General features: G+C 64.2%; 22 protein-coding genes, 1 tRNA gene and 1 pseudogene. 14 read left to right on the top strand and 10 right to left on the bottom strand.

Translation table 11 applies throughout. From position 1 onward, the window contains the following. Nucleotide 1: 1 nt before the first annotated feature. From IWY39_RS02205 to IWY39_RS02170, 8 genes are all read left to right on the top strand, one after another. On the top strand, nucleotides 2–898 hold the full coding sequence (locus IWY39_RS02205; protein ID WP_107123994.1) for a TraB/GumN family protein: 897 nt from the start codon (nucleotides 2–4) through the stop codon (nucleotides 896–898). A gap of 189 nt (nucleotides 899–1,087) precedes the next feature. After that, the gene (locus tag IWY39_RS02200) at nucleotides 1,088–1,702 is read left to right on the top strand and encodes a 50S ribosomal protein L25/general stress protein Ctc (protein ID WP_017183664.1); all 615 of its coding nucleotides are present in this window, start codon (nucleotides 1,088–1,090) and stop codon (nucleotides 1,700–1,702) included. A gap of 113 nt (nucleotides 1,703–1,815) precedes the next feature. Beyond that, the gene (gene pth / locus IWY39_RS02195) at nucleotides 1,816–2,385 is read left to right on the top strand and encodes an aminoacyl-tRNA hydrolase (RefSeq protein WP_019052049.1); all 570 of its coding nucleotides are present in this window, start codon (nucleotides 1,816–1,818) and stop codon (nucleotides 2,383–2,385) included. Nucleotides 2,386–2,474: 89 nt separating this feature from the next. Further along, on the top strand, nucleotides 2,475–4,103 hold the full coding sequence (locus IWY39_RS02190; protein ID WP_107123995.1) for an alpha-D-glucose phosphate-specific phosphoglucomutase: 1,629 nt from the start codon (nucleotides 2,475–2,477) through the stop codon (nucleotides 4,101–4,103). A gap of 95 nt (nucleotides 4,104–4,198) precedes the next feature. After that, on the top strand, nucleotides 4,199–5,299 hold the full coding sequence (ychF, locus tag IWY39_RS02185) for a redox-regulated ATPase YchF (RefSeq protein WP_017183661.1): 1,101 nt from the start codon (nucleotides 4,199–4,201) through the stop codon (nucleotides 5,297–5,299). An 88-nt stretch (nucleotides 5,300–5,387) separates the two neighbouring features. Next, a complete protein-coding gene (locus IWY39_RS02180) occupies nucleotides 5,388–5,882 on the top strand; it encodes a DNA-deoxyinosine glycosylase (RefSeq protein WP_107123996.1) in 495 nt (164 codons plus the stop codon). 86 nt (nucleotides 5,883–5,968) lie between these two features. After that, on the top strand, nucleotides 5,969–7,519 hold the full coding sequence (locus tag IWY39_RS02175) for an alkaline phosphatase D family protein (RefSeq protein ID WP_107123997.1): 1,551 nt from the start codon (nucleotides 5,969–5,971) through the stop codon (nucleotides 7,517–7,519). 50 nt (nucleotides 7,520–7,569) lie between these two features. Then, the gene (locus tag IWY39_RS02170) at nucleotides 7,570–8,037 is read left to right on the top strand and encodes a MaoC family dehydratase (protein ID WP_026149494.1); all 468 of its coding nucleotides are present in this window, start codon (nucleotides 7,570–7,572) and stop codon (nucleotides 8,035–8,037) included. Nucleotides 8,038–8,089: 52 nt separating this feature from the next. Here the strand turns inward: IWY39_RS02170 and IWY39_RS02165 are convergent, their stop codons facing one another. Further along, nucleotides 8,090–8,587, bottom strand: coding sequence for a hypothetical protein (locus tag IWY39_RS02165; protein ID WP_107123998.1), 498 nt, complete (start codon nucleotides 8,585–8,587; stop codon nucleotides 8,090–8,092). 4 nt (nucleotides 8,588–8,591) lie between these two features. Further along, entirely contained in the window at nucleotides 8,592–10,376 is a 1,785-nt protein-coding gene (gene mutL / locus IWY39_RS02160; protein WP_107123999.1) for a DNA mismatch repair endonuclease MutL, read from the bottom strand. 173 nt (nucleotides 10,377–10,549) lie between these two features. Between mutL and IWY39_RS02155 the strand changes: the two genes are divergently transcribed. The 6 genes from IWY39_RS02155 to IWY39_RS02130 all read left to right on the top strand — a co-directional run bounded on the left by IWY39_RS02155 (nucleotide 10,550) and on the right by IWY39_RS02130 (nucleotide 16,449). Further along, nucleotides 10,550–11,596 (top strand): rod shape-determining protein, encoded by a 1,047-nt coding sequence (locus IWY39_RS02155; protein WP_017183095.1) that lies wholly within the window; start codon nucleotides 10,550–10,552, stop codon nucleotides 11,594–11,596. A gap of 30 nt (nucleotides 11,597–11,626) precedes the next feature. Further along, on the top strand, nucleotides 11,627–12,541 hold the full coding sequence (mreC, locus tag IWY39_RS02150) for a rod shape-determining protein MreC (RefSeq protein ID WP_017183094.1): 915 nt from the start codon (nucleotides 11,627–11,629) through the stop codon (nucleotides 12,539–12,541). Next, nucleotides 12,538–13,065 carry a rod shape-determining protein MreD gene (mreD, locus tag IWY39_RS02145; RefSeq protein ID WP_017183093.1) on the top strand — a complete coding sequence of 176 codons (528 nt, stop codon included), beginning with the start codon at nucleotides 12,538–12,540 and terminating at the stop codon, nucleotides 13,063–13,065. Before mreC ends, mreD begins: the two co-directional genes overlap by 4 nt. Beyond that, nucleotides 13,062–15,140: a penicillin-binding protein 2 gene (gene mrdA / locus IWY39_RS02140; RefSeq protein ID WP_107124065.1), complete on the top strand. Its 2,079-nt coding sequence runs from the start codon at nucleotides 13,062–13,064 to the stop codon at nucleotides 15,138–15,140. Before mreD ends, mrdA begins: the two co-directional genes overlap by 4 nt. Further along, nucleotides 15,137–16,249 carry a rod shape-determining protein RodA gene (gene rodA, locus IWY39_RS02135; protein WP_017183091.1) on the top strand — a complete coding sequence of 371 codons (1,113 nt, stop codon included), beginning with the start codon at nucleotides 15,137–15,139 and terminating at the stop codon, nucleotides 16,247–16,249. Before mrdA ends, rodA begins: the two co-directional genes overlap by 4 nt. Before the next feature lie 124 nt (nucleotides 16,250–16,373). Then, nucleotides 16,374–16,449, top strand: a tRNA-Lys gene (locus tag IWY39_RS02130). A 17-nt stretch (nucleotides 16,450–16,466) separates the two neighbouring features. Here IWY39_RS02130 and IWY39_RS24425 read toward each other — a convergent pair. From IWY39_RS24425 to trbL, 8 genes and pseudogenes are all read right to left on the bottom strand, one after another. Then, nucleotides 16,467–17,690, bottom strand: a complete 1,224-nt coding sequence (locus IWY39_RS24425; protein WP_229380588.1) for a tyrosine-type recombinase/integrase — start codon at nucleotides 17,688–17,690, stop codon at nucleotides 16,467–16,469. Nucleotides 17,691–17,707: 17 nt separating this feature from the next. Beyond that, a pseudogene (locus IWY39_RS24525) lies at nucleotides 17,708–17,815 on the bottom strand (helix-turn-helix domain-containing protein); the annotation flags it as partial. A 2-nt stretch (nucleotides 17,816–17,817) separates the two neighbouring features. Next, nucleotides 17,818–18,129 (bottom strand): DUF736 domain-containing protein, encoded by a 312-nt coding sequence (locus IWY39_RS02115; RefSeq protein WP_107124002.1) that lies wholly within the window; start codon nucleotides 18,127–18,129, stop codon nucleotides 17,818–17,820. Then, nucleotides 18,126–18,347, bottom strand: a complete 222-nt coding sequence (locus IWY39_RS02110) for a DUF2274 domain-containing protein (RefSeq protein WP_107124003.1) — start codon at nucleotides 18,345–18,347, stop codon at nucleotides 18,126–18,128. Before IWY39_RS02110 ends, IWY39_RS02115 begins: the two co-directional genes overlap by 4 nt. Nucleotides 18,348–18,362: 15 nt before the next feature. Next, nucleotides 18,363–19,664: a TrbI/VirB10 family protein gene (locus tag IWY39_RS02105; protein WP_107124004.1), complete on the bottom strand. Its 1,302-nt coding sequence runs from the start codon at nucleotides 19,662–19,664 to the stop codon at nucleotides 18,363–18,365. Further along, nucleotides 19,661–20,641, bottom strand: coding sequence for a P-type conjugative transfer protein TrbG (gene trbG, locus IWY39_RS02100; protein ID WP_107124005.1), 981 nt, complete (start codon nucleotides 20,639–20,641; stop codon nucleotides 19,661–19,663). Before trbG ends, IWY39_RS02105 begins: the two co-directional genes overlap by 4 nt. After that, nucleotides 20,638–21,438 carry a conjugal transfer protein TrbF gene (trbF, locus tag IWY39_RS02095; protein ID WP_107124006.1) on the bottom strand — a complete coding sequence of 267 codons (801 nt, stop codon included), beginning with the start codon at nucleotides 21,436–21,438 and terminating at the stop codon, nucleotides 20,638–20,640. The genes trbG and trbF overlap by 4 nt, the downstream gene beginning before the upstream one ends. A gap of 5 nt (nucleotides 21,439–21,443) precedes the next feature. Beyond that, on the bottom strand, nucleotides 21,444–22,778 hold the full coding sequence (trbL, locus tag IWY39_RS02090; RefSeq protein ID WP_107124007.1) for a P-type conjugative transfer protein TrbL: 1,335 nt from the start codon (nucleotides 22,776–22,778) through the stop codon (nucleotides 21,444–21,446). Between the last annotated feature and the right edge of the window lie 18 nt (nucleotides 22,779–22,796).

The following is a 22,796-nucleotide window of genomic DNA, read 5'->3' as shown; positions in this document are numbered from 1 at the left end:
GATGCGGCTGTTCACCCGATTTCTGGCGCATTTTCTGGCATTGTGTGCGCTGACGCTGGTTGCCGCCTGTGGCGGTGACCCTGCCCCATCGCCCGCGGCAAAGGAAGGCCCGGCGCTGTGGCAGGTGCAGCGCGGCGACATGAAGGGATGGCTGTTCGGCACCATCCATGTGCTGCCCAAGGGGGTAGCGTGGGAGACGCCGACGATCCGCGCAGCGATGGCCAAGGCCGACCGGCTGGTGCTGGAGGCGGCGGATTTGCAGGACGAGGAGAAAACGCTCGCCCTGTTCGAATCCATGGGGCGCAGTCCGGGCCTGCCGCCGCTCGAAGCGCGCGTGCCGGACAAGGAGAAAGCTGCGCTCGACAAGGCGATCAGCGATGGCGGGACCAGCACGCAAATATTGTCCGGCTATGAAAGCTGGGCAGCGGCGATGCTGTTGTCGGCGGCGACGCAGCAGGGGCTGGGCGTCAGTCAGGATGACGGGGTCGAGCCGGTGCTGATCGCGGCCTTCACGAAGGCAGGCAAGCCGATTGACGGGCTGGAGACGATCGAACGGCAGTTCAGCGCGTTCGACACGCTGCCGCAAGCGGCGCAATCGCGCCTGCTGGTGCAGACCGTGCATGAGGCCAAGGATATGAAGGGGCTGTATGACCGCATCCTCAAAGCCTGGAGCACGGGCGACATGGAAGCGATCGCCAGGGAGGACCAGATTGGCGAGCAGCCCGACCCGGTGGTCGAGGAAGCGGTGCTGGTGGCGCGCAACCGCGACTGGGTGAAGGCCATCGAACCGATGAAGGGCGCGCCGTTCATCGCGGTGGGCGCCGGGCATCTGACGGGACGGGAGAATCTGATCGACCTGCTGAAGGCGCGCGGGTTTGCAGTGACGCGGGTGCAGTAGGCGCTTTGTGCTCCCGCGAAGGCGGGAGTCCAGTCGAGACGTATGAACTGGGCTCCCGCCTTCGCGGGAGCACCGCGTGTTGGCCCGCTTGCTTTCTGGGACTTTTCTGCTAAAGGGCGCGCTCCCGCTATGGTCATCCCTGGAGGCGTGGCGGGAAAAGTAACTCAAACCAGCTTTTGGAGACACGCAATGAGCGAGCAGCTTACGCTGTCGGCCGAGGCACGCGATCGGGCAGGCAAGGGAGCCTCCCGCGCCCTCCGCCGTGAGGGCCGCGTACCCGCCGTCATCTATGGAATGAACGAAGAACCCCTGTCGATCCATGTCGAGGAAAAGCTCCTCAACAAGCTGCTCGGCACCGGCCACTTCTTCAATTCGGTCATCATGGTCGAAGTGAACGGCAAGACCGTCCGCACCCTGCCCAAGGATGTGGCCTTCCACCCAGTTTCGGACCGTCCACTGCACGCCGACTTCCTGCGCGTTGCCGAACATGCCAGCGTGACCGTCGCGGTCCCTGTGCGTTTCGAAAATGAAGCCGCCTCGCCCGGCCTCAAGAAGGGCGGCGTGCTGAACGTCGTTCGTCATGATGTCGAACTGGTCGTCGATGCTTCCGAAATCCCCGACGATGTCGTGGTCGACCTGACCGGCTTCGAAGTCGGCGATTCGATCCACATCAGCGCGGTGACGCTGCCCAAGGGCGCGAAGCCCGCGATCGAGGATCGCGACTTCACGATCGCGACCATCGTCGCCCCGTCGGCTCTCAAGAGCGCCGAAGGTGAAGGCGAGGCCGAGGCGGAAGCCGAATAAGCCTTTCGACCGTATAACGGTTCAGCTCAACCCCGTTCGGGCTGGGCTTGTCGGACCTAGCGGTTCGACAGGCTCAGGGCGAACGGGGTTTTGTCGTGAAGGAGCAAGCGACGATGCAAATCTGGGTGGGCCTGGGCAATCCGGGCGCGCAATATGCGATGCACCGGCATAATGTCGGCTTCATGGTCGCAGACCTGATCGCGGACCTGTATCGCTTCTCCCCGCCCCGCAAGCAGTTCCAGGGCTGGACCCAGGAAGGGCGGATCGGGCCGGAGAAGATCCTGCTGCTGAAACCCGCGACATTCATGAACGAAAGCGGGCGAGCCGTTGGCGAGGCCATGCGCTTCTACAAGCTGACGCCGCAGGACGTGACCGTCTTTCACGACGAACTGGACCTGGCGCCGATGAAGGTGAAGGTGAAGCGTGGCGGCGGCAATGCCGGGCACAACGGCCTGCGATCGACCGACGCGCATATCGGCGCGGATTTCCGCCGGGTGCGGATCGGCATCGGTCATCCGGGGCACAAGGACCGGGTGCATGACTATGTGCTGGGCAATTATCACAAGAGCGAGAGCGACGCGCTGGCCGACATGCTGGGCGCGATCGGCGCGGAAGCGGAATGGCTGGCGAAGAATGACGATGCGCGGTTCATGAACGAAGTCGCGCTGCGGCTGGCGGATTGAGCGGACGGGCAGGCAATAACTGCATTGCGAATTGTCACAACGCCGGGCCATAAGGGCGAGGGACATTGCGTCTTGCAGGGGGTTACCGGGTGATTCAGACAGTTTCGACCACGCCGTTCAACGATCAGAAGCCGGGAACGTCGGGCCTGCGCAAGAAGGTGAAGGTCTTTGCCCAGCCCCATTATGCCGAAAATTTCGTCCAGTCCGTGTTCGACAGTCTGGAAGGCTTTGCCGGGCAGACGCTGGTGGTGGGTGGCGACGGGCGCTATCTCAATCGCGAGGTCATCCAGATCGTCCTGAAAATGGCGGCGGCCAACGGATTTGGCCGAGTGCTGGTGGGTCAGGGCGGCATTTTGTCGACGCCAGCCGCGTCGCACCTGATCCGCGCGTCGGGCGCTTTTGGCGGGCTGGTGCTGTCGGCCAGCCACAATCCGGGCGGTCCGGACGAGGATTTCGGGATCAAATATAATGTCGGCAATGGTGGCCCGGCGCCGGAGAAGGTGACCGATGCGATCCATGCGCGCACGCTGACGATCGACCAGTATCGCATATTGGACGCCGACGACGTCGATCTGGACCATATCGGCACGAGCCGGATGGGCGACATGCTGGTCGAGGTGGTCGATCCGGTCACGGGCTATGCCGACCTGATGGAGCAATTGTTCGATTTCGGCGCGATCCGGGCGATGATCGCGGGCGGCTTTACCCTCGCCTTCGATTCCATGAGCGCGGTAACCGGCCCCTATGCGGTCGAGATATTCGAGCGGCGGCTGGGCGCGCCGGCGGGCACGGTGATGAACGGCACCCCCCTGCCCGATTTCGGCCATCACCATCCCGACCCCAATCTGGTCCACGCCAAAGAGCTTTACGACAAGATGATGGCCGTCGACGCGCCCGATTTCGGCGCAGCGTCGGACGGCGATGGTGACCGCAACCTGATCATCGGACGGCATTGCTATGTGACGCCGTCGGATTCGCTGGCGGTGCTGGCCGCGAACGCGCATCTCGCGCCCGGTTACAAGGCGGGGCTGAAGGGCATTGCGCGGTCGATGCCGACCAGCGGCGCGGCAGATCGGGTGGCGGAGAAACTGGGCGTTCCGCTCTACGAAACGCCGACCGGCTGGAAATTCTTCGGCAATCTGCTCGACGCAGGCATGGCGACCATCTGCGGCGAGGAAAGCGCGGGCACCGGGTCCGACCATGTGCGCGAAAAGGACGGCATCTGGGCGGTGCTGCTATGGCTGAACATCGTGGCGGCGCGCCGGCAGAGCGTGGCGGCGATCATGGCCGATCATTGGGCGACCTATGGCCGCAACTATTACGCCCGGCATGATTATGAGGCCATCGCCACCGACCGGGCCGATGCGCTGATGGCGGCGCTGCGCGGCAAGATCGACAGTCTGGCGGGAACCGGCAACAGCGGCGGGACGATCAGCGCGGCGGATGATTTTGCCTATACCGACCCGACCGACGGATCGGTCAGCCGCAATCAGGGCGTGCGTATATTGTTCGAGGATGGATCGCGGGTCGTGTTCCGCCTGTCGGGCACCGGCACACAAGGGGCGACGCTGCGCGTCTATATCGAGCGGTACATGGCGCCCGATGGCGACCTCAATCTGGCGACGGGGGACGCGCTGGCTCCGCTCGTCGCCGCCGCGCAGGAACTGGCCGACATTCGCGGCTATACCGGCATGGACGCGCCGAGCGTCATCACCTGATCGGTCGGATATTGTCGCCGATGGGGCAAAGGCTGGCCAATGCACGGCGAAACCGCTATCGGGCGCGCCATCGGATTTGAAGTGAAGGCAGTCAAATGGGTTTTCGTTGCGGTATCGTCGGGCTTCCCAATGTGGGCAAGTCCACCCTGTTCAATGCGCTGACCGAAACGCAGGCGGCGCAGGCGGCGAATTATCCCTTCTGCACGATCGAGCCAAACGAGGGGCGCGTGGCTGTGCCGGACCCCCGGCTGGAGACGATCGCGAAGATTGGCGGGTCGCAGAAGATCATCGAGACGCAGCTGGCGTTTGTCGACATTGCCGGCCTGGTCCGCGGCGCGTCCAAGGGCGAAGGGCTGGGCAACCAGTTCCTGGCCAATATCCGCGAAACCGACGCCATCGTCCATGTGCTGCGCTGTTTCGAGGATGATGACATCACCCATGTCGAGGGCAAGGTCGACCCGATCGCCGACGCCGAGACGGTCGAGACCGAATTGATGCTGGCCGATCTGGAAAGCCTGGAAAAGCGCGTGCCCAATCTGCTGAAGAAGGGCGCGCAGGGCGACAAGGAGGCCAAGGCCGCCGCTTCCGTGCTGGGGCAGACGCTGGAATTGCTGCGCGATGGCAAGCCTGCGCGCCTGACCCAGCCACGCGATGACGAGGAAGCACGCCTCTTCGCGCAGGCGCAACTGCTGACGGCCAAGCCCGTCCTCTATGTCTGCAATGTCGAGGAAGGCGCGGCGGCGCAGGGCAATGCCCATTCCGCACGGGTGTTCGAAAAGGCGGCGGCGGAAAATGCCAGCGCGGTCATCGTATCGGCAGCGATCGAGGCCGAACTGGTCACCATGCCAGTCGAGGAGCGCGGCGAATATCTGGAAGCCCTGGGGCTGACCGAAGCGGGCCTCGCGCGGATCATCCGGGCTGGCTATGAGTTGCTGGGCCTCATCACCTTCTTCACCGTTGGGCCGAAGGAAGCGCGCGCCTGGACCGTACACAAGGGGTCGAAAGCCCCGCAGGCGGCTGGCGCGATCCATACCGATTTCGAAAAGGGCTTCATCCGCGCGGAAACCATGGCCTATGCCGACTATGTCCAGTTCAATGGCGAGGCGGGTGCCAAGGAAGCAGGCAAGTGGCGGTCCGAAGGCAAGGATTATGTAACGCAGGACGGCGACATCATGCTGTTCCGGTTTAACGTTTGACGCAACGTGCTCCCGCGAAGGCGGGAGCCTGATTCAGGCGTGGGACTGGGCTCCCGCCTTCGCGGGAGCACGTTCTTAGGCTGGCTTTATGGCTCTCAAATTCGCCTTCCTGCCCAGCGTTGATGCCGACACCCGGCTGCTGATCCTGGGCAGCCTGCCCGGCGATGTGTCGATCGCGCGGCAGGAATATTATGCGCATCGGGGCAATGCTTTCTGGGCGCTGATCGGCGATGTGCTGGGCGAGGCATTGGTCGGGCAGCCCTATGCGCTGCGGCTGGAGCGTTTGCGGGCGCGGGGCGTGGGGCTGTGGGACGTGATCGCCAGCGCGACCCGGCCAGGCAGTCTGGACAGCGCGATCAGCGATGCGCAGCTTCGCGATCTGGGCCAATTCGTTGCGGCCCTGCCCGCGTTGCAGGCGGTCGCGTTCAACGGCAGGACGGCAGCCGTGCATGGACGACGGCAATTGGCGGGGCGGGACGACCTGACGCTGATCGACCTCCCCTCCTCCAGCGGCGCGCATGCCACATTGTCGCGCGCGCAGAAGGCGGAGCGGTGGCGGGTCTTGCGCGATTGGATCGTCTGACGTGCTTGCGTCGATCTGTCATATTGCGAAGCTAGGGCAGCAGGCTAAGACACAGTCGTAAAACAGCCATACAGAAAGTCGCCGCCATGTTTTCCCGTCGCCAGATACTGACCGTTGCAACTACGGCGCCGCTGATCGGCGCGCCCGCATTGTTGAAGGCGCAAAGCTGGTTTGCGGGCTACCCATTTGCCCTGGGCGTCACGTCGGGCGATCCGGCGGCGGACGGCTTCGTCATCTGGACCAAGCTGGCCCCCAAACCGTTCGAGCCGCATGGCGGCATGCCGATGGTGCCGCTGCCGGTGAAATGGGAAGTGGCGAGCGACGACAGGTTCAAGACCATCGTGGCTTCGGGCGAGGCGACGGCGCGGCCGGAACTGGGCCATAGCGTCCATGTCGAGGTGACGGGTTTGCAACCCGACCGGCCCTATTGGTATCGCTTTGCCCTGGGCAGCGACCAGTCGTCGCGCGGGCGGGCGCGCACTTTGCCGCTGGCGTCGGCCAGCCCTGCGAGCCTGAAATTCGGGGTCGCGGGCTGCCAGAATTATGAGGATGGGCTGTTCACTGCGTTCCGCCATCTGGCGCGCGAGGATGACCTGAATTTCGTCTTTCACTATGGCGATTTCATCTATGAATATAAGCAGCGCGGACCCGATTATGACAAGGACGGGTTGCCGGAGGATCAGGTCCGCCATCATATCGGCCAGGATTGTTTCGACGTGGCCGATTACCGGCTGCGCTATGCGCAATATCTGAGCGACTATGACCTGCAGGCCGCGCGCGCGAACCACACATGGTTTTCGACCTTCGACGATCATGAGGTCGAAAATAACTGGGTCGGCGACCATGACTGGAAGGATGTGCCGCCGGAGATTTTCCGCCTGCGCCGTCAGGCCGGGTTGCAAGTGTGGTATGAATATATGCCGGTGCGCGCCGCGATGCTGCCCCGCGACGGCATCATCACCAACATGTATCGCGAGGCGCGCTTTGGCGACCTGCTGTCGATCGACTTTCTGGACACCCGATCCTTCCGCAGCGACCAGCCGTGCAATGACGGGTTCAAACCCTATTGTCCCGGCATTGACGACAGCAAGGCGACCGTCATTTCGGCGCAGGAGGAAAGCTGGCTAGTCGATAATCTGAAGCGTGGGCGGACCAAATGGAATTGCCTGGCGCAGCAGGTGATGATGATGTCGCTCGACCGGCGCCGCTATGCCGACGAGAAGGCGAAAATCTATAATATCGACAGTTGGGCCGGCTATAGCGTGCCGCGCAACCGCTTGCTGGCCAAGATGCGCGGGCTGGACAATGTGATCGTGCTGACCGGGGACGAGCACCAGAATTTCGCCGGGCTGCTCGACAATGGCGACAAGACCGTGGCGGTGGAATTTGTGTCGACCTCCATCTCGTCGGGCGGCAACGGGTCCGATCTGAGGATCGGCAGCGACATGATGCTGAAGAACAATCCGGAGCTGAAATTCATCAACGACCAGCGTGGCTATCTGGTGTGCGAAGTGACGCCCGATGCCTGGACGACGAAGGCGCGGGTGGTGGATCAGGTATCCACGCCGGGCGGCGCGATCAGCACGCGCGCGACCATGACAGTGCCGCGCGGCCAGCCTTCCCTCCAAATTAGTTGACATTGACGTAAACGTAAGTTCGCATTAGGTCCGTCATGAAAGGAAATATCATGGCGGACGCGACAGTCTATTTCGAGGATATTGCGGTGGGCGATAGCATCGCCTTTGGTCCTCTGACGGTGAGCCGGGAGGAGACGATCGCCTTCGCCGCCGAGTTTGACGCCCAGCCCTTTCATCTGTCCGACGAGGCAGCCGCTGCCACCCATTTCGGCACGCTGTCGGCCAGCGGATGGCACACCACCGCCCTGTTCATGAAGATGTTTGTGACCGAGATGCAGCGCGATCCGGGGCGGCAGGCGGCGAGTCTGGGCGCGATGGGCGTCGACGAGCTTCGCTGGCTGCGCCCGGTGCGGCCCGGCGACACGCTGCGCGGCACCAGCGAGGTCATTGCCAAGAAGGCGTCGCAAAGCCGCCCGGAAATGGGCATCGTTCACAGCAAGGTGACGATCCTCAATCAGGATGACGACGCGGTGCTGACCATGATCCCGATTGCATTGTGGCGGACGCGGCCGGTTTGAGTCTGATGCGGTAGCGGCGTGTTCCCGCCTGCGCGGGAACACGCTGTCCGTGTTACTGTCGCTGGTTGGCCAGCGCGTCGGCCGCCATCACCCGTACATCGGCGGCTTTCGACCCTGCAATCTGCACCAGATGCCGACCGGCGGGCAGGTCGAACCAGACGATCTTGCGGATGCCCGAACAGTCCGGGCCATGACCATGTTCGACCGAGGCGGTCGTTTGCGTGCCGGTGATGACGTCAACCCAGGCCGGGCCATCAAGCGCGATCCCGACCCGTGCCGCCTGCTTGAGCGACAGGGTGAAGAGACCGCCATGCCCATCGTTCGCCCCTTTGCCCGGCGGCACGGCGAACTGGACATGGGCGGCGGGCGTCAGCGTGGCGGTGACCGGCTTTCCCAGGATCATCGCGGGTGCGCCATGCGCCTGAACGCCCGCCTTTGCGCGTCCGCTCTGGGTCCAACTGGTCCAGGGTTCGGCCAATGGTGCGGGTGCGGTGCATTGCGTGGCGGCAACCGGGGCAGCGGCAAGCAATAAGGCAGCGAGGATCGTCATCAGATCACTTCCTTCCGAACAATTTTTCTATGTCGCCATGGCCCAGCTTCACCCAGGTCGGGCGGCCATGGTTGCACTGGCCAGAGCGTGGCGTGACTTCCATTTCGCGAAGCAGGGCGTTCATTTCCGCGACGCTCAGCACCCGGCCCGCGCGAACCGATCCGTGACAGGCCATGGTCGCGGCGACGAGGTCGAGCCGTTCCTTCAGCGACAGGGCGCTGTCATAGGCGGCGAGATCGTCGGCCAGATCCTTGACAAGGCCCTGGACATCCGACTGGCCGAGCATGGCCGGTACGGCGCGGACCAGCATGGCGGACGGGCCGAAGCGTTCGAGGTCTAGGCCGAAGTCGTGCAATTCCGGTGCGCGCGATTCCAGCCGGTCACAGGCCGGTTCTTCCAGTTCGACGACCTCGGGCAGCAGCAGCGCCTGCGACTGGACGCCCTGCCCTTCCATCGCCCGGCGCATCCGTTCCAGCGTCAGCCGCTCATGGGCTGCGTGCTGATCGACGATGACGAGGCCGTCCTCCGCTTCCGCGACGATGTAAGTGCGCGCGACCTGGCCGCGCGCGACGCCCAGCGGGAAGCTCTGCCCTTCCGGGGCGGGGGCCATAGCAGGTTCGGCGCGCGCCTGCGGTGGCGGGGTCATGAAGCTGGAACGGCGATCGCCGAAGGAAGATGCGGCGAGCGGGTTATAGCTGACCGGCGCGGCGTCAAAGATCGGCATCGCGCCGATCGGCGTGGGCGAGACGGGTTCGGCGCGCCAGGCGGACAGCGCGGCGGGATCAGCATTCTGGACCGCGCGAAAGCCCTGTTCGTCGAGCGCGCGGCGCAGGCCCGAAATGATCATGCCCCGGATCATCGCGGGATCGCGGAAGCGCACCTCCGTCTTGGCGGGATGGACATTGACGTCCACGTCGAGCGGCGGGACGTCGAGGAACAGGGCCACCACCGGATGCCGATCGCGCGCCAGCATGTCGGCATAGGCGCCGCGCAATGCGCCGATGAGCAGCCGGTCGCGCACGGGGCGGCCATTGACGAACAGATATTGATGATCGCCCACGCCGCGGTTGTAGGTAGGAATGGAGGCCACGCCCGACAGGCGCACGCCTTCGCGCGCCAGGCTGATGATGACATGATTGTCCGCCAGCGCCCGGTCCGTCAGCGCGGCCACCCTTTCCTCCCGCGCGTCGCCCGCCTGCACCCCCAGCGTCCGGCGACCGTCATGTTCCAGCGCAAAAGCAACGGCGGGATGTGCCATTGCGAGACGGCGGACGATGTCGAGACAGGCGGCATATTCCGCCTTGGCCGATCGCAGGAATTTGCGGCGGGCGGGAACCTTGGCGAAAAGCTGCTCGATGGTGACGCGGGTGCCGGGGGGCAAGGCAGCTGGCCCCTCCGCCACCAACTGCCCATTGTCGACCGTGCGGTTCCAGCCCTCCCCGCCCTGCCGACGGCTGTCGATCGACAGGCGCGCGACACTGGCGATGGACGGCAGCGCTTCGCCACGGAAACCCAGAGTGGCCACATTTTCAATGGCATCGTCATCGGGCATCTTGGATGTCGCGTGCCGTTCCAGTGCCAGGGCCATGTCGGCCGAATCCATGCCGACACCGTCGTCGCTCACCTCGATCCGGTCGAGTCCGCCGTTCGACAGGCGGATGGCGATGCGAGTCGCGCCAGCGTCCAACGCATTTTCAACAATTTCCTTGAGCGCGCTGGCGGGTCTTTCAACCACTTCACCGGCAGCGATACGATTGACCAGATGTTCGGGCAGGCGGCGTATTGACATTGATTAGGGACTAGCCCAATCGGTCGCTTTCCGCGACCCGCGACGCCAAATATTTTGCACTGCACAGGACAACTGAACAGGGCAGAAGCCATTTAGCGCAGTGATGAGCGGAACAGCTTTCCGACCGGTCCCCCAGTCGCGTCGCGGGGACGGCGGGCGATACAGGATAAGGCATGTCGATCTTCTCGCGTCTCTTCAAATTCACTTCGCAGGATATGGCCATCGACCTGGGCACCGCCAATACGGTGGTCTATGTGCGCGGTCGCGGCATTGTATTGAACGAGCCGTCGGTGGTGGCGGTCGAAACGCTGAACGGCGTGAAGCGGGTGAAGGCGGTCGGCGTCGACGCCAAGCTGATGATGGGCAAGACCCCGGATTCGATCGAGGCCATCCGGCCGCTGCGTGACGGCGTGATCGCCGACATCGATGTCGCCGAACAGATGATCAAGCATTTCATCACCAAGGTGCATGGCGGCAAGCACAGCCCCTGGCGCGCGCCTGAAATCGTGATCTGCGTGCCGTCCGGCTCCACCAGCGTCGAGCGTCGCGCCATTCGCGATGCCGCCAGCAATGCCGGTGCGCGGCAGGTGTTCCTGATCGAGGAACCGATGGCCGCCGCGATCGGCGCGGACATGCCCGTGACCGAGCCGATCGGTTCGATGGTCGTCGACATTGGCGGCGGCACCACCGAAGTCGCCGTGCTGTCGCTGCGTGGCCTGGCCTATACCACCAGCGTCCGCGTGGGCGGCGACAAGATGGACGAAGCGATCGTGTCCTTCGTGCGTCGTCATCACAATCTGCTGATCGGCGAAGCCACGGCGGAACGGATCAAGAAGCAATATGGCATCGCCCAGTCGCCCGCCGATGGCGTGGGTGAGACGATCCATATCAAGGGCCGCGATCTGGTGAACGGCGTGCCCAAGGAAATCAGCATCAATCAGGGCCAGATTGCCGATGCCCTGGCCGAACCGATCAGCACGATCGTGGAAGGCGTGCGGATCGCGCTGGAAAATACCGCGCCCGAACTGGCCGCCGACATTGTCGATCAGGGCATCGTCCTGACTGGTGGCGGTGCGTTGCTGCATGGTCTGGACGACGAATTGCGCGACGAAACCGGCCTGCCCGTCACCATCGCCGAAGACCCGCTGACCTGCGTGGCGATCGGCACCGGCCGTGCGATGGAAGATCCGATCTTCCGGGGTGTATTGCAAACCGCCTGATCGTTAGGCCAGAGCGAAAGGGACGCGTAGATGGCGCGGCCACCCAGCCGACGCCCCGGACACAACCGGAAGGCGCAATATAGCCTGTTCGCCAGCTATGTGGTGGCGGTCACCGGCGCAGCGATCGGGCTGTTGCTGATCGTCGTCGCGATCTTCGATCCCACCGGTTTTGCAGGTATTCGCGCAGTCACCGCCGAATTGACCCGCCCTGTGTCCGTGGGCCTGAAAAACATGGTGAGCGGGGTCAGTTCCATCGATGAAGTTCTGGCCGCCTATTGGCGTGCGGGGTCGCAGAATGTCGCGCTGCGCCGCCAGGTGGAGGCGGATCGCAATCGCATCATCGAAGCCAAGGCCGTGGCGCAGGAAAATGCGCGGCTGAAAAAACTGCTCAAACTGGTCGATGAGGATGCCAGCCAGTTGCTGACGGCGCGGCTGATCAGTTCCTCCTCCAGCAGCGCGCGGCGCTTTGCTCGCCTTAACGCGGGGCGGTGGCAGGGCGTGCAGCCGGGCATGCCGGTGCGCGCGACGGAAGGGCTGATCGGACGGGTGCATAGCACCACGCCCAACACGTCCGACGTCCTGTTACTGACCGATAGCGGCAGCATCGTGCCGGTGCGGCGGGCGAATGACAATGTGCCCGCCATCGCGACCGGAGCCGGCGACGGATCGCTGGAAATCCGGTCGCTGTCGGCCGGGCGCAATCCGTTCAAGCCGGGCGACCTGCTGGTCACATCGGGCATTGGCGGCATATATCAGCCCAACATTCCCGTCGCGGTCGTCGTGCGGGTGCAGGGCGAAATCGCCTGGGGCTTCCCGCTGGCCAATCCATCGCGCGTTGATGCGGTCGTGGTCGAGCGCGCGTTCGAGCAGGTCGTGACGCGCCCCGACCCAGGCGCCCCCGCCGCGGCGGAGGGCGCAGAGCCGGGCAATGTAGCGACGCCATGATCGACCGGCACCTTCACTATGTGCCGCGCCTGGGGCGGAACCCGTCCCGCTTTCGGCTGGCGGGCATCCCGGTCATCACCGTCATGCTGGGATCGTCCGTCACGGCGCTGCCGGTGATCGCGCAATCGCCGGTCATGCCGCCCTTTGGCCTGCTGTTTTTGCTATCCTGGCGATTGTTGCGCCCCGAATTGTGGCGGGCGTGGATCGGCCTGCCGCTCGGCCTGTTCGACGACATGATGAGCGGGCAGCCGATCGGTTCCGCCATGTTCCTGTGGACCATCATGCTGATAGGCGTCGACGCGGTCGAGCATCGCATGATATGGCGTAGTTACCGGCAGGACTGGCTGATCGCCGGTTTCGCCATTATAGTCTGCATGGCCGGCGGGCTGTTCTTTGCCCGCATCACCGGCGGAGGCGATGTGAGGTTGCTGTTGGTCGCGCCACAGATGTTCTGGACGATATTGTTGTTTCCCTTCGTCGTCCGGCAATGCGCGCGGATCGACCGCTGGCGCGTGATGGCATGAAATTTCCCGGTTCCAAACGCCAGATCATCACCGAAGCCGCCCAGTCCTTCACCTTCACCCGCCGCACCATGGTGCTGGGGGCGCTCCAGGGGACGGTCGGCGCCGTGCTGGCCGCGCGAATGGCGTGGATCAGCGTGGCGGAGAATGAGAAATATTCGCTCCTGTCGGAGAGCAACCGCGTCAACCTGACGCTCATTCCGCCCCGCCGGGGCTGGATCATCGACCGCCATGGTCGGCCGCTGGCCAACAACCGCACCGATTTTCGCGTCGACCTGATCCCGCAGCGGGTGGTGGACGCCGATGCGACGGTGAAGCATCTGGCGCAATTGCTGAGCCTGGAGCCGGACGAGGTCGATCGCATTCGCGAGGAACTGGACAAGTCGGCCGGGTTCCGGCCTGTGCAGGTCGCCGACAAGCTGACCTATGACCAATATGCCGCCGTCAGCGTACGCCTGCCCGACCTGCCGGGCGTCGCGCCCAGTCAGGGCTTTTCGCGCCATTATCCTGGCGGGTCCACAGTCGGTCATTTGCTGGGCTATGTCGGCGCGGCGACGGCGGAGGAATATAAGGAACGCAAGAATCCGCTGCTGATCACGCCGGGTTTCAAGGTCGGCAAGGACGGGCTGGAACGCGCCTTTGACGAACATCTGACCGGCAAGCCAGGGGCCAAGCGGGTCGAGGTGACGGCGCGCGGCAAGATCGTGCGGGAACTGACCACCCGGCCCGATACGCCCGGCCATTCGATCAAGCTGACCATCGACGCGGGATTGCAGGAATATGCCGGACGACGGCTGGCGACGCAGAGCGGTTCCGTCGTCGTCATCGATTGCGCCAATGGCGATGTGCTGGCGATGGCGTCGATGCCCAGTTTCGATCCGAACAGTTTTTCGGATGGCATCAGCCATATGGAATGGGCCATGTTGTCGCAGGATGACCATGTCCCGTTGCGCAACAAGACGTTGCAGGGGCTTTATCCCCCCGGATCGACCGTCAAGCCGATGGTGGCGCTCGCGCTGCTGGAAGCGGGCGTCGGGCCGCAGGAAACGGTCGGCTGCTCCGGGGCGCTGCGCGTCGGCAATACGCTGTTCCACTGCCACAAGCGGCGCGGCCATGGCGCGGTCAACATGCGGACCGCCATCGCCCAGAGCTGCGACATATATTTCTACCAGATGGCCCAGCGCATCGGCATGGACCGGATCGCGGCGATGGCGCGTCGGTGCGGCATGGGCCAGCGTTTCGACCTGCCCTTCCCCAGCCAAAGTTACGGCACGGTGCCCGACCCGGCCTGGAAGCTGAAGAAATATGACCAGAAATGGCAGGTGTATGACACGGTGAACGCCACCATCGGTCAGGGCTATATGCTGATCAACCCGTTGCAAATGGCGGTGATGGCCGCGCGGCTGGCGACCGGCAAGCAACTCATGCCCAATTTCCTGCACGGCGCGAAGCGTCCCGAGCCTGCGTTGGTCGGCGCATCCGAAGAGCATCTGGTCGTCATCCGCGATGCGATGAGCGCAGTCGTCAATGGCGGCGGCACGGGCGGGGCCGCGCGCATGTCGATCCCCGGCGTGCTGATCGCGGGCAAGACCGGCACCGCGCAGGTCCGGCGCATCACCATGGCCGAGCGCGCGGGCGGGGTACGCGGCAACAGCTCACTGGCGTTCAAGCTGCGCGACCATGCCCTGTTCCAGGGGTTCGCGCCGTTCGACAATCCGCGCTATGCGGTCGCCTGCATCATCGAACATGGCGGGCATTTGATCCGTAACGAGGACGCGCCGATGATCGCCAGCGATACGCTGTCCTATCTGTTCGATCCCAAGAAGGCGATGGAGAAGCTGGAGACGCTGGAAAAGGGCTGGGGCGGCACCCCATCGGAAAGGCAGGCGCGGCAAATGGGCGCGTTCCGCCTGGCACGAGCGATCGAGAAGGGTGAAGTCCCGCCACCTGCCGCCGACAATGGCAGCAACGCAGCAGCGGCGGGCAACAGCGCCACGCAGGCACCAGCGGCGCCACCAGCCGACGAATCGGACGACGCCCCTCCTCCCCCCGGCAGCAATGCGGCGGATGCGCCATGAGCATCATTCCCCAGCCCATCACCCAATTCCCCTGGCGTGTCATGGCGCTGTTGCTGGCCATCGCGGTTTTCGGTACGCTGGTCCTGTACAGCGCAGCGGGGGGCAGCATCTTCCCCTGGGCGACCAACCAGGCGGTGCGCTTCTGCATATTTTCCGCGATGGCGCTGGTCCTTAGCCGCATCCCGCTGGAAATCTTCGCGCGTTTCGCCTTTCCCGCCTATGGCGCCATTCTGGTGGCGCTGTTTCTGGTCGAGTTGATCGGCGGGGTCGCGGGGGGAAGCCAGCGCTGGATCAATCTGGGCTTCATGCAGCTTCAGCCGTCCGAATTCATGAAGCCGGTCATCGTGCTGGCCGTCGCGCAATTCTATGCGCGCCTGCCGGTGGGCGAAATCCGCAGCTGGAACGCGATCTGGCCCGCTCTCCTGCTGATCGGCATGCCATGGTCGCTGGTGTTGATCCAGCCGGACCTGGGGACCGCCACGATGATCCTGGCTGGCGGCGTGACCGTCATGTTCCTGGCCGGCTTGCCGCTGCGGCTGTTCATCGGATCGGGGCTGACCGTGGCTGCCATCGTGCCGATCGCCTTCAGCTTCCTGCACGACTATCAGAAGAAGCGCGTCCTCATCTTCCTGGACCCGGAAAGCGATCCGCTGGGCGCGGGCTATCATATCAGCCAGTCCAAGATCGCGATTGGTTCGGGCGGTATCTGGGGCAAGGGGTTCCTGCAGGGATCACAAAGCCATCTCGACTATCTGCCCGAAGGCCATACCGATTTCGTCTTCGCCACCATGGCGGAGGAATGGGGCATGGCCGGTGGCCTGTTGCTGATCGGCGCGTTCATGCTGCTGTTCCGCTGGGGCCTGCGCGTGGCGATGCGTACGAACGACCGCTTCGCCCGGCTGGTCGCGGCGGGGCTGACCACGACGATCTTCTTCTATGTCGCCATCAACCTGATGATGGTGATGGGCCTGGCCCCGGTGGTGGGCATCCCCCTGCCCTTCATGTCCTATGGCGGATCGTCGATGCTGACCGTCATGCTGTGCGTGGGCATCATCATGGCGATCGACCGCTCCAACAGCCGCGCGAACAACCCCCGAAACTGGGGCTGAAGCCGCCCCCGCGCAATATTTCTGCAACCCAACGCAATTTAGGGTTTGCGAATCCCGATGACGCTGCTAATTGCCCGCCCACGCCAACGGGCACTGGTCATCCAGACCGCCCGGTTGCCGGTGTGGACGCATAGCTCAGTTGGTAGAGCAGCTGACTCTTAATCAGCGGGTCCTTGGTTCGAGCCCAAGTGCGTCCACCATTTTCCTTCCTTTATAATCAAGAGTTTACGTCGAGGCCAGCGACAAGCTTAAGCCGCGGGCGGCTCTCGCTGTGACCATTTTTGTGACCTGGGCTTTCCAGCTTTTCCGGGCAGTTAGACTTTTTCGTGTCTGTGACCGGACTAATCAGCGGGTCTGTGCCCGGTAAAATCAGCTGGTCGGCATAGGGCTGGAGATGCTTCACCGACATGTGTGCATAACGCCGCACCATCGACTCCGATTTCCATCCCCCCAGCTCCTGAAGCACCCAGGTGGGCACGTCATTCTGCCGGAGCCAGGTGGCCCAGGTGTGCCGCAGATCGTGCCAGCGAAAATCCTCGATCCCGCAGGCCTTCAATGCCGCACGCCAGGTCCGCGTATTCGCATTGGCAAGGCGCTTGCCCCGAAATGTGAACACATGAACCGGATGCTTGCCCTTCTGCCGCCGTAACACGCCAAGGGCCGCCTCGTTCAGGGGAACGCCGAGCGCTTCCCCGTTCTTGGTCTCGCCATATCCGATCGTGACGATGCGCCGGGTCATATCGACCTGATCCCATCGCAGATGGAGTATGTTGCCCTGACGCAGGCCGGTCGACAAAGCGAACAGCACCACCTCGCGCTGGTGTTCAGGAAGCCGACCCATGAGCTCGGCGGCCTGATCATGGGTGAGAAACCGCACCCTGACCCGGCCACTGCGCGCATAGGTCTTGAACGCCGGCACATGCGCGATCCATTCCCATTCCCGCATCGCCTTCCGGAAGATCGCGCGGATGAGCGCGACATAGAGATCCTTGGTGCGATCGCTCTTGCGGGCGAAATGGCGCGATATGAGCCGGTCGATCATGTCCCTGCTCACCTGATCCAATGTCTTGCCACGCAGATGATTGGTGAACCACCGGATCCGGCTCACATCGTCCCGGTAGGACTTCTTGTGTGCCTTCTCCTTCAGCCACCGCAAAGCCGCCTCGTCCCAGGTCCGCTTCGGCTTCTGCTTCAGCCTGGCAAGGTCCCACAGCTCGGCCTTCAACTTGTCGTGGAATTCGAGCGCCTTCAGCCTGTCGGTCGTTCCAGTAGAGCGTCTAATGAGCGTTCCGTCAGGTGCTGTGAGCTTGACGTAATATTTTCCTGCACGTTTCCAGAGTGCCATAATGCCTCCTTTGTTGGGGCACTCGACTGCATTCGTGCGGACGCAGAATAGCCCGAGCGAATCCAGGCGACAAGTTCGCCTTCCAGAAAGCGCCACTGACGCCCGACCCGGGCCGCCGGAATGCGCCCCTCGGCCAGCAGATTGCGGATGGTATTGGGGTGCACCTTGAGCAGCGCCGCTGCTTCCCGGATGGTCAGAACGCGCTCGGCTCCCCCGCCCATGGTCAGACCTGCAGCACCAGCTGCGCGGTCATGCCTTCCGCGTCGGGGAACAGCATGGCGCTGAGCGGACAGAAGGGATCGTCGATCCGTACACGCCAATATTCACGGGCAGGCTCGCTGCGCGACAGACGCTCCCAGGCGTCACCGATATGCTGCCAGCCCAGCATGACCCGGAATGCCGGGGCGTTGTCGCTGACCCTGTTGTCATTGGGCACAAGCCGGATCGCGCGCTGGATTGAGAGCGTGTTGATCTCCCCTTCCCATCCGCCCTGCTTCGAGCGCCGGAAGCGGCCGATCGTCCGCTTGCGCGTCATGTCCCGGCCTCCATGTCCTTGCGCGCCTTGGCAAAGACGCGATCGCTGGCCAGGAAGCTGTCGAGCATGGCGGGCACAAGCTCCGCCACTTCGGCCTTGTCGCCATAGGTCCGGTTGTAGATCGTCGCATAGTCGCCGAGCGCATGGGCGAGATCGGGCGTGATGGTGATGGCCAGTTTGACCGGTGTCCGGTCCGGCAATTTTGCAAGCTTGAGCATCGCGGCTCTCCTTGTCTAGCGAGCGCCCGCCCAGGGCCGCAGCACGATGTCCTTGTGGACGATCACGCGCAGCGGCCATCCGGGACGGACGGTGATGGTGGGCTGGATATTGAGGTTCTTCGAGACGATCTGCTGACCCGCCTGATTGGCGGATTGCTGGGTCGATTGGCGTATCGCGCGGACAAGATCGCTCTCGTCACTGCCCAGCGTGAGTTCGGTGCCGACGCCGAGCAGCGTCGAGAGCGCGACGCCCTTGAGCAATTGCCAGCTATGGAAGTCGACCTTGTCGGCCAGCCCCGCATAACCGGCGCTGTCGGTGGCCGGCAGATTGTCGATCTGAACCGAACTGCCATTGGGCAGGATGATCCGCTGCCACACCAGCAAGGCACGCCGCTGGCCGAAAGCCACGACGCTGTCATAGCTGCCGATCAGCCGCGAGCCTTGCGGGATGAGCAGGATACGCCCCGTGACGGTATCGAAGACCGGTTCGGTCACTTGCGCCACCACCATGCCCGGAAGATCGGAATTGAGCCCCGTCATCAGGCTGGCGGCGATGACACTGCCTGCCATCAGCTGATAGGGCGATGCCGGTGTCTGGAGCGCGTGGGCATTGGTGATGCCGGCCGACGCTTGGCTCCCGACAAAGTCGAGCTTGCGCTGCTGGTTGTTCTGATCCCGCTCTGGATCCAGTGCGAGACGCGCTGTCTGCTCGCTCTGGCCTGGCGCGGCACTGCCTGTGGGCGTGCTATCCGCGCCTGCAGTCGGCGCCGCAGCACCCCGCCTGGACGACTGGACCATCACGCCGGCCTCGCGGGCCTGCGCTGCCTGAGCAATGATCCGTTGACGCTCGGCCTCGGCGGCCTGCTCCTCCATGGTCATGGACGGCGGTATGGCACCCGGATCGGTTGCCGGATCGATGCCGAGACCGCGCTGGTGCTCGAGGATCGGCCGCCCGAGATCGCCGGGCAGCGGGTAGCCCAGCACCGGAACACCCGATGGCAGCTCACCATAGGTTCCGGGCAGATTGGCGACGGCATCGGCGGGCGTGCGCCGATCCGCGACAGCCTTCTCATCACCGGTGGCGACCACCTGCAACGTCTTCGGCCCCAGCGCCATCCAGGCGACACCGGCGATGGCGAACGAGGCACAAGCGGCTCCGCCGATGATCACACCGCGCCGGAACCGGACAACACGCCGTGGTGCGGCGCGCAGGACAAGCTTTTCCGCACTCAGTTTGGCCGGCTCAGGCGGGGGTGCTATGGATTCACCGGGAGCACGCGGTTCCGGGCCAGCGTCATCCTTGGCGGGACCGCTCATGGGCGTGCCCTCCCCTGCGCAGCATCGGTGCGGGAAATGCGCACGACGGCCTGCGGGTTCTCGCCAAGCCGCAGTTCGGCCGCGCCGAAGAGGCGATCGACGATATAGTGATTGCCGCTGACACGATAATTGACCAGCTGGCTCTGCCCGAGCGGCCCGACCACGAACAGGGGCGGTGCCTCCCCTTGGTCAAGCCGGGCCGGAAACTCGATATAGACCTTGTTGCCATCATCCCATGCCCGAACGGGGCGCCAGGGCGGATTGTCGCCGGTAATGGCATAGCGGAAGCGCAAATTGGTGAGCGCGATATTGTCCGCTACCGGCCGTGCTTCCTCGGCACGTTCGTTCTGCCTCTGCAAGGCCAGCAGGCGATCCTGGGGGTAAGTCCAGCTGATCGCCGCCATGGCGGTCTTGTCGGTGCTTTCCAGCGCGAGATGATAGGCGCGCCGGTCGGTGGTGATGACCATGTTGGTTTTGAGGCCCGGCGCAAAGGGCTTGACCAATATATGCGCCCGCGCGGTCTCGCCGGCCCCGCTTGAGGTGTCACCGATGACCCAGCGCACGGTATCTCCTGCCGAAACCGCCACGAGCTTCTCGCCGGGCTGGAGCGCGATGTCGCTCACCTGCTCCGGGGCCGCATAGAGGCGGTAGAGCGCGCCGTCGGTCCAGGGGTAGACCTGCACGGCATTGATATAGCCTGCACTCGACGGTTCGCGCGTCGCCGCACGGTTTGCCGCTTCGACCCGCGCCGTGGGAGATCCGGCATCAACCCTGACCGACGGCGGCGGGAGAAGCTGGCCTGGCAAGGGTAGCGGCACGGGTGTTTCGACGATCTCGACAGGCTTGGCTGGTTCAGCCTCAAGCACGGCAGGCCGAAACTGCGCGCTGTCGAGCGCGATCGCAGGCGGCGGCGTCTTCCCGGCACAGGCAGACAGCAGCGCCACTACGGGAAGAGACAGGGAAAGACGGGCAATCATGGACGGACTCCTTTCTGTTCTGGGTCGGCGGCCATCGGGGGCACGGCGGCAGGGACTGCGGGCGCAGCAAGGTCAGCTGCTTGCCCCTGACGCCGTGGAGACGGGGATGGCTGGCCATCGAGTTCACGGGCCCAGTCGATCGCATTGACGAACAGGCCGAGCGGGTTCTTGCGCAGGGCATCGGCCGTTTTGGGCGGCTGCATCGTCACAGTGAGCATGGCCGTCCAGCGCTCGGTCTTGGCGAGGCTGCCGCGCTCATAAATGCTCTCGGTCCATTTGACCTGAAAGCTGCTGTCCGAAGCGCGCACCACGCTCGTCACCTGGACCGAAACGCTGCGCTGGCCGATCCCGGCGAAAGGATCGTTGGCCCTTGCATATTCGTTGAGGAAGATCGCCGCCCGGTCGGTGGCGAAGTCATAGGCATCGAGCCAGTTGCGCTTCACCAGCACCGGATCGGTCGAGACCGAGCGGACATTCGATATGAAGCGCCCCAGATGCCAGGCGACCTGCCCGTCCGTGGGCTGGTAGTTCTGGATTGCAGGGGCGACGCTGCGCGCTTCGCCGAGACGATCCACTTCCACCACATAGGGCGCGACGCGGCTCTGCATCGACTGCCAGACATTCGCACCGATCAGGATGCCGGTAAGGCCAAGGCAGGAAAAGGCGACAAGCCGCCAGTTCCGGGCCTGGACACGGGCCGAGCCGATACGCTCATCCCAGAGCTGACCAGCACGCTGATAGGGTGTCTCGGGCTGGGGCGTCACCCCATAGCGCTGGATCGATCGCTTGAAGATCATGGGGTTTACTCCTTCTCGCTGAGGTTGGGATTTGCGCCGCTGCCGGGCCGGTCTCCGTCGCGCAGCGCCTGCATCGCCATGTGTCGGCGATGACGGGCGGTTTGCTCGGAGCGCAGGCTCTGCGCCCAGGCAGGCATGCCGGCAGGCGATGTACCCGCCCCGGCCGCCGGCCCTGTGTCGGACGCAGGTGATGTCGATGAGGTTTGCCCGGCGTTCCAGGCGGCCTGCCGGCCCTTCTCCACACTGGACCGAAGCGGCGTTGCGATGCGCGAAGCGGCCGCTCTCGCGCCTTGCGATGCAGCACCTCCGGCAGCGGTGGCCAAACCGCCAAGGCCGGCACCGACGCTTGTCCTTCCGGCGGTTTCCTGACCAAGCCGGTAGGCGCTCGATGCAGCCGATCCCATCGCGGTGCCTGCCCGGATCGCGCCCATGCCGCCATGTCCCGCCATCATGGCGCCGCGCGCACCGAGCATCGCAGCCCCGCCGGACATGATCGCAGCGCCCGCCACCGTGCCGACAGCGGCACCCGCACCAAGCTGCGGGGCACCGGAAACAAGGCCCGCTGCAATGCCGGGACCGAAGATGCCAAGGCCGAACAGGGTCAGCGCGCCCATGAGCAGGCTCAAAGCCTCGGCAATGTCCGGCTCGCTACCGACGAGGGCGGTCAGTTCGTCGAAGAGGTTGGTGCCGATCCCGACGATGACTGCGAGCACCATGACCTTGATGCCCGCCGAAACGACATTGCCGAGCACACGTTCAGCCAGGAAGCTGGTCTTGTTCCACAAGGCGAAAGGCACAAGGACGAAGCCTGCCAATGCCGTCAGCTTGAACTCAAGGATGGTGATGAACAGCTGGATCGCGAGGATGAAGAAGGCCAGCACCACCAGGAGCCAGCAGATGAGCAGCACCGCGATCGACAGGAAATTGCCGAAGAATTCGGGGAACCCCGACAGCTCGGAGACCTGATCGAGCAGCGGATGCGCCGCCTCGAAGCCAGTCCCGGCAATCGCGCCGGGATGCATCAGATCGTCGGCAGAGAGGCCTCCCCCGCCCGCGGTGATCCCGAGTCCGGAAAAGCTCCTGAAAATGATTTCGGCAAGCGTGCTGAACTGGCCGATGATGAAGGCGAAGGCCCCGACGTAGAGGACCTTCTTGATGAGCTTGCCCAGCACATCCTGGTCATTGTCCATCGCCCACCAGAGCGCCGCCAGCGTCACGTCGATGCCGATCAGCACGCTGGTGAGAAACGCGACATCGCCCGAGAGAAGCCCGAAGCCGCTGTCGATGTAGCTGATGAAGGCTTCAAGAAAGCCGTCGATGATGTTCAAGTCAGGGTCCATGGGCCAGGCCGCCTTCCT

The organism is Sphingobium sp. JAI105 (assembly GCF_015752145.1).
Taxonomy (GTDB): domain Bacteria; phylum Pseudomonadota; class Alphaproteobacteria; order Sphingomonadales; family Sphingomonadaceae; genus Sphingobium; species Sphingobium xenophagum.
Note: the sequence above shows the minus strand (reverse complement) of the source record. Positions and strands in the feature narration are given on the sequence as shown.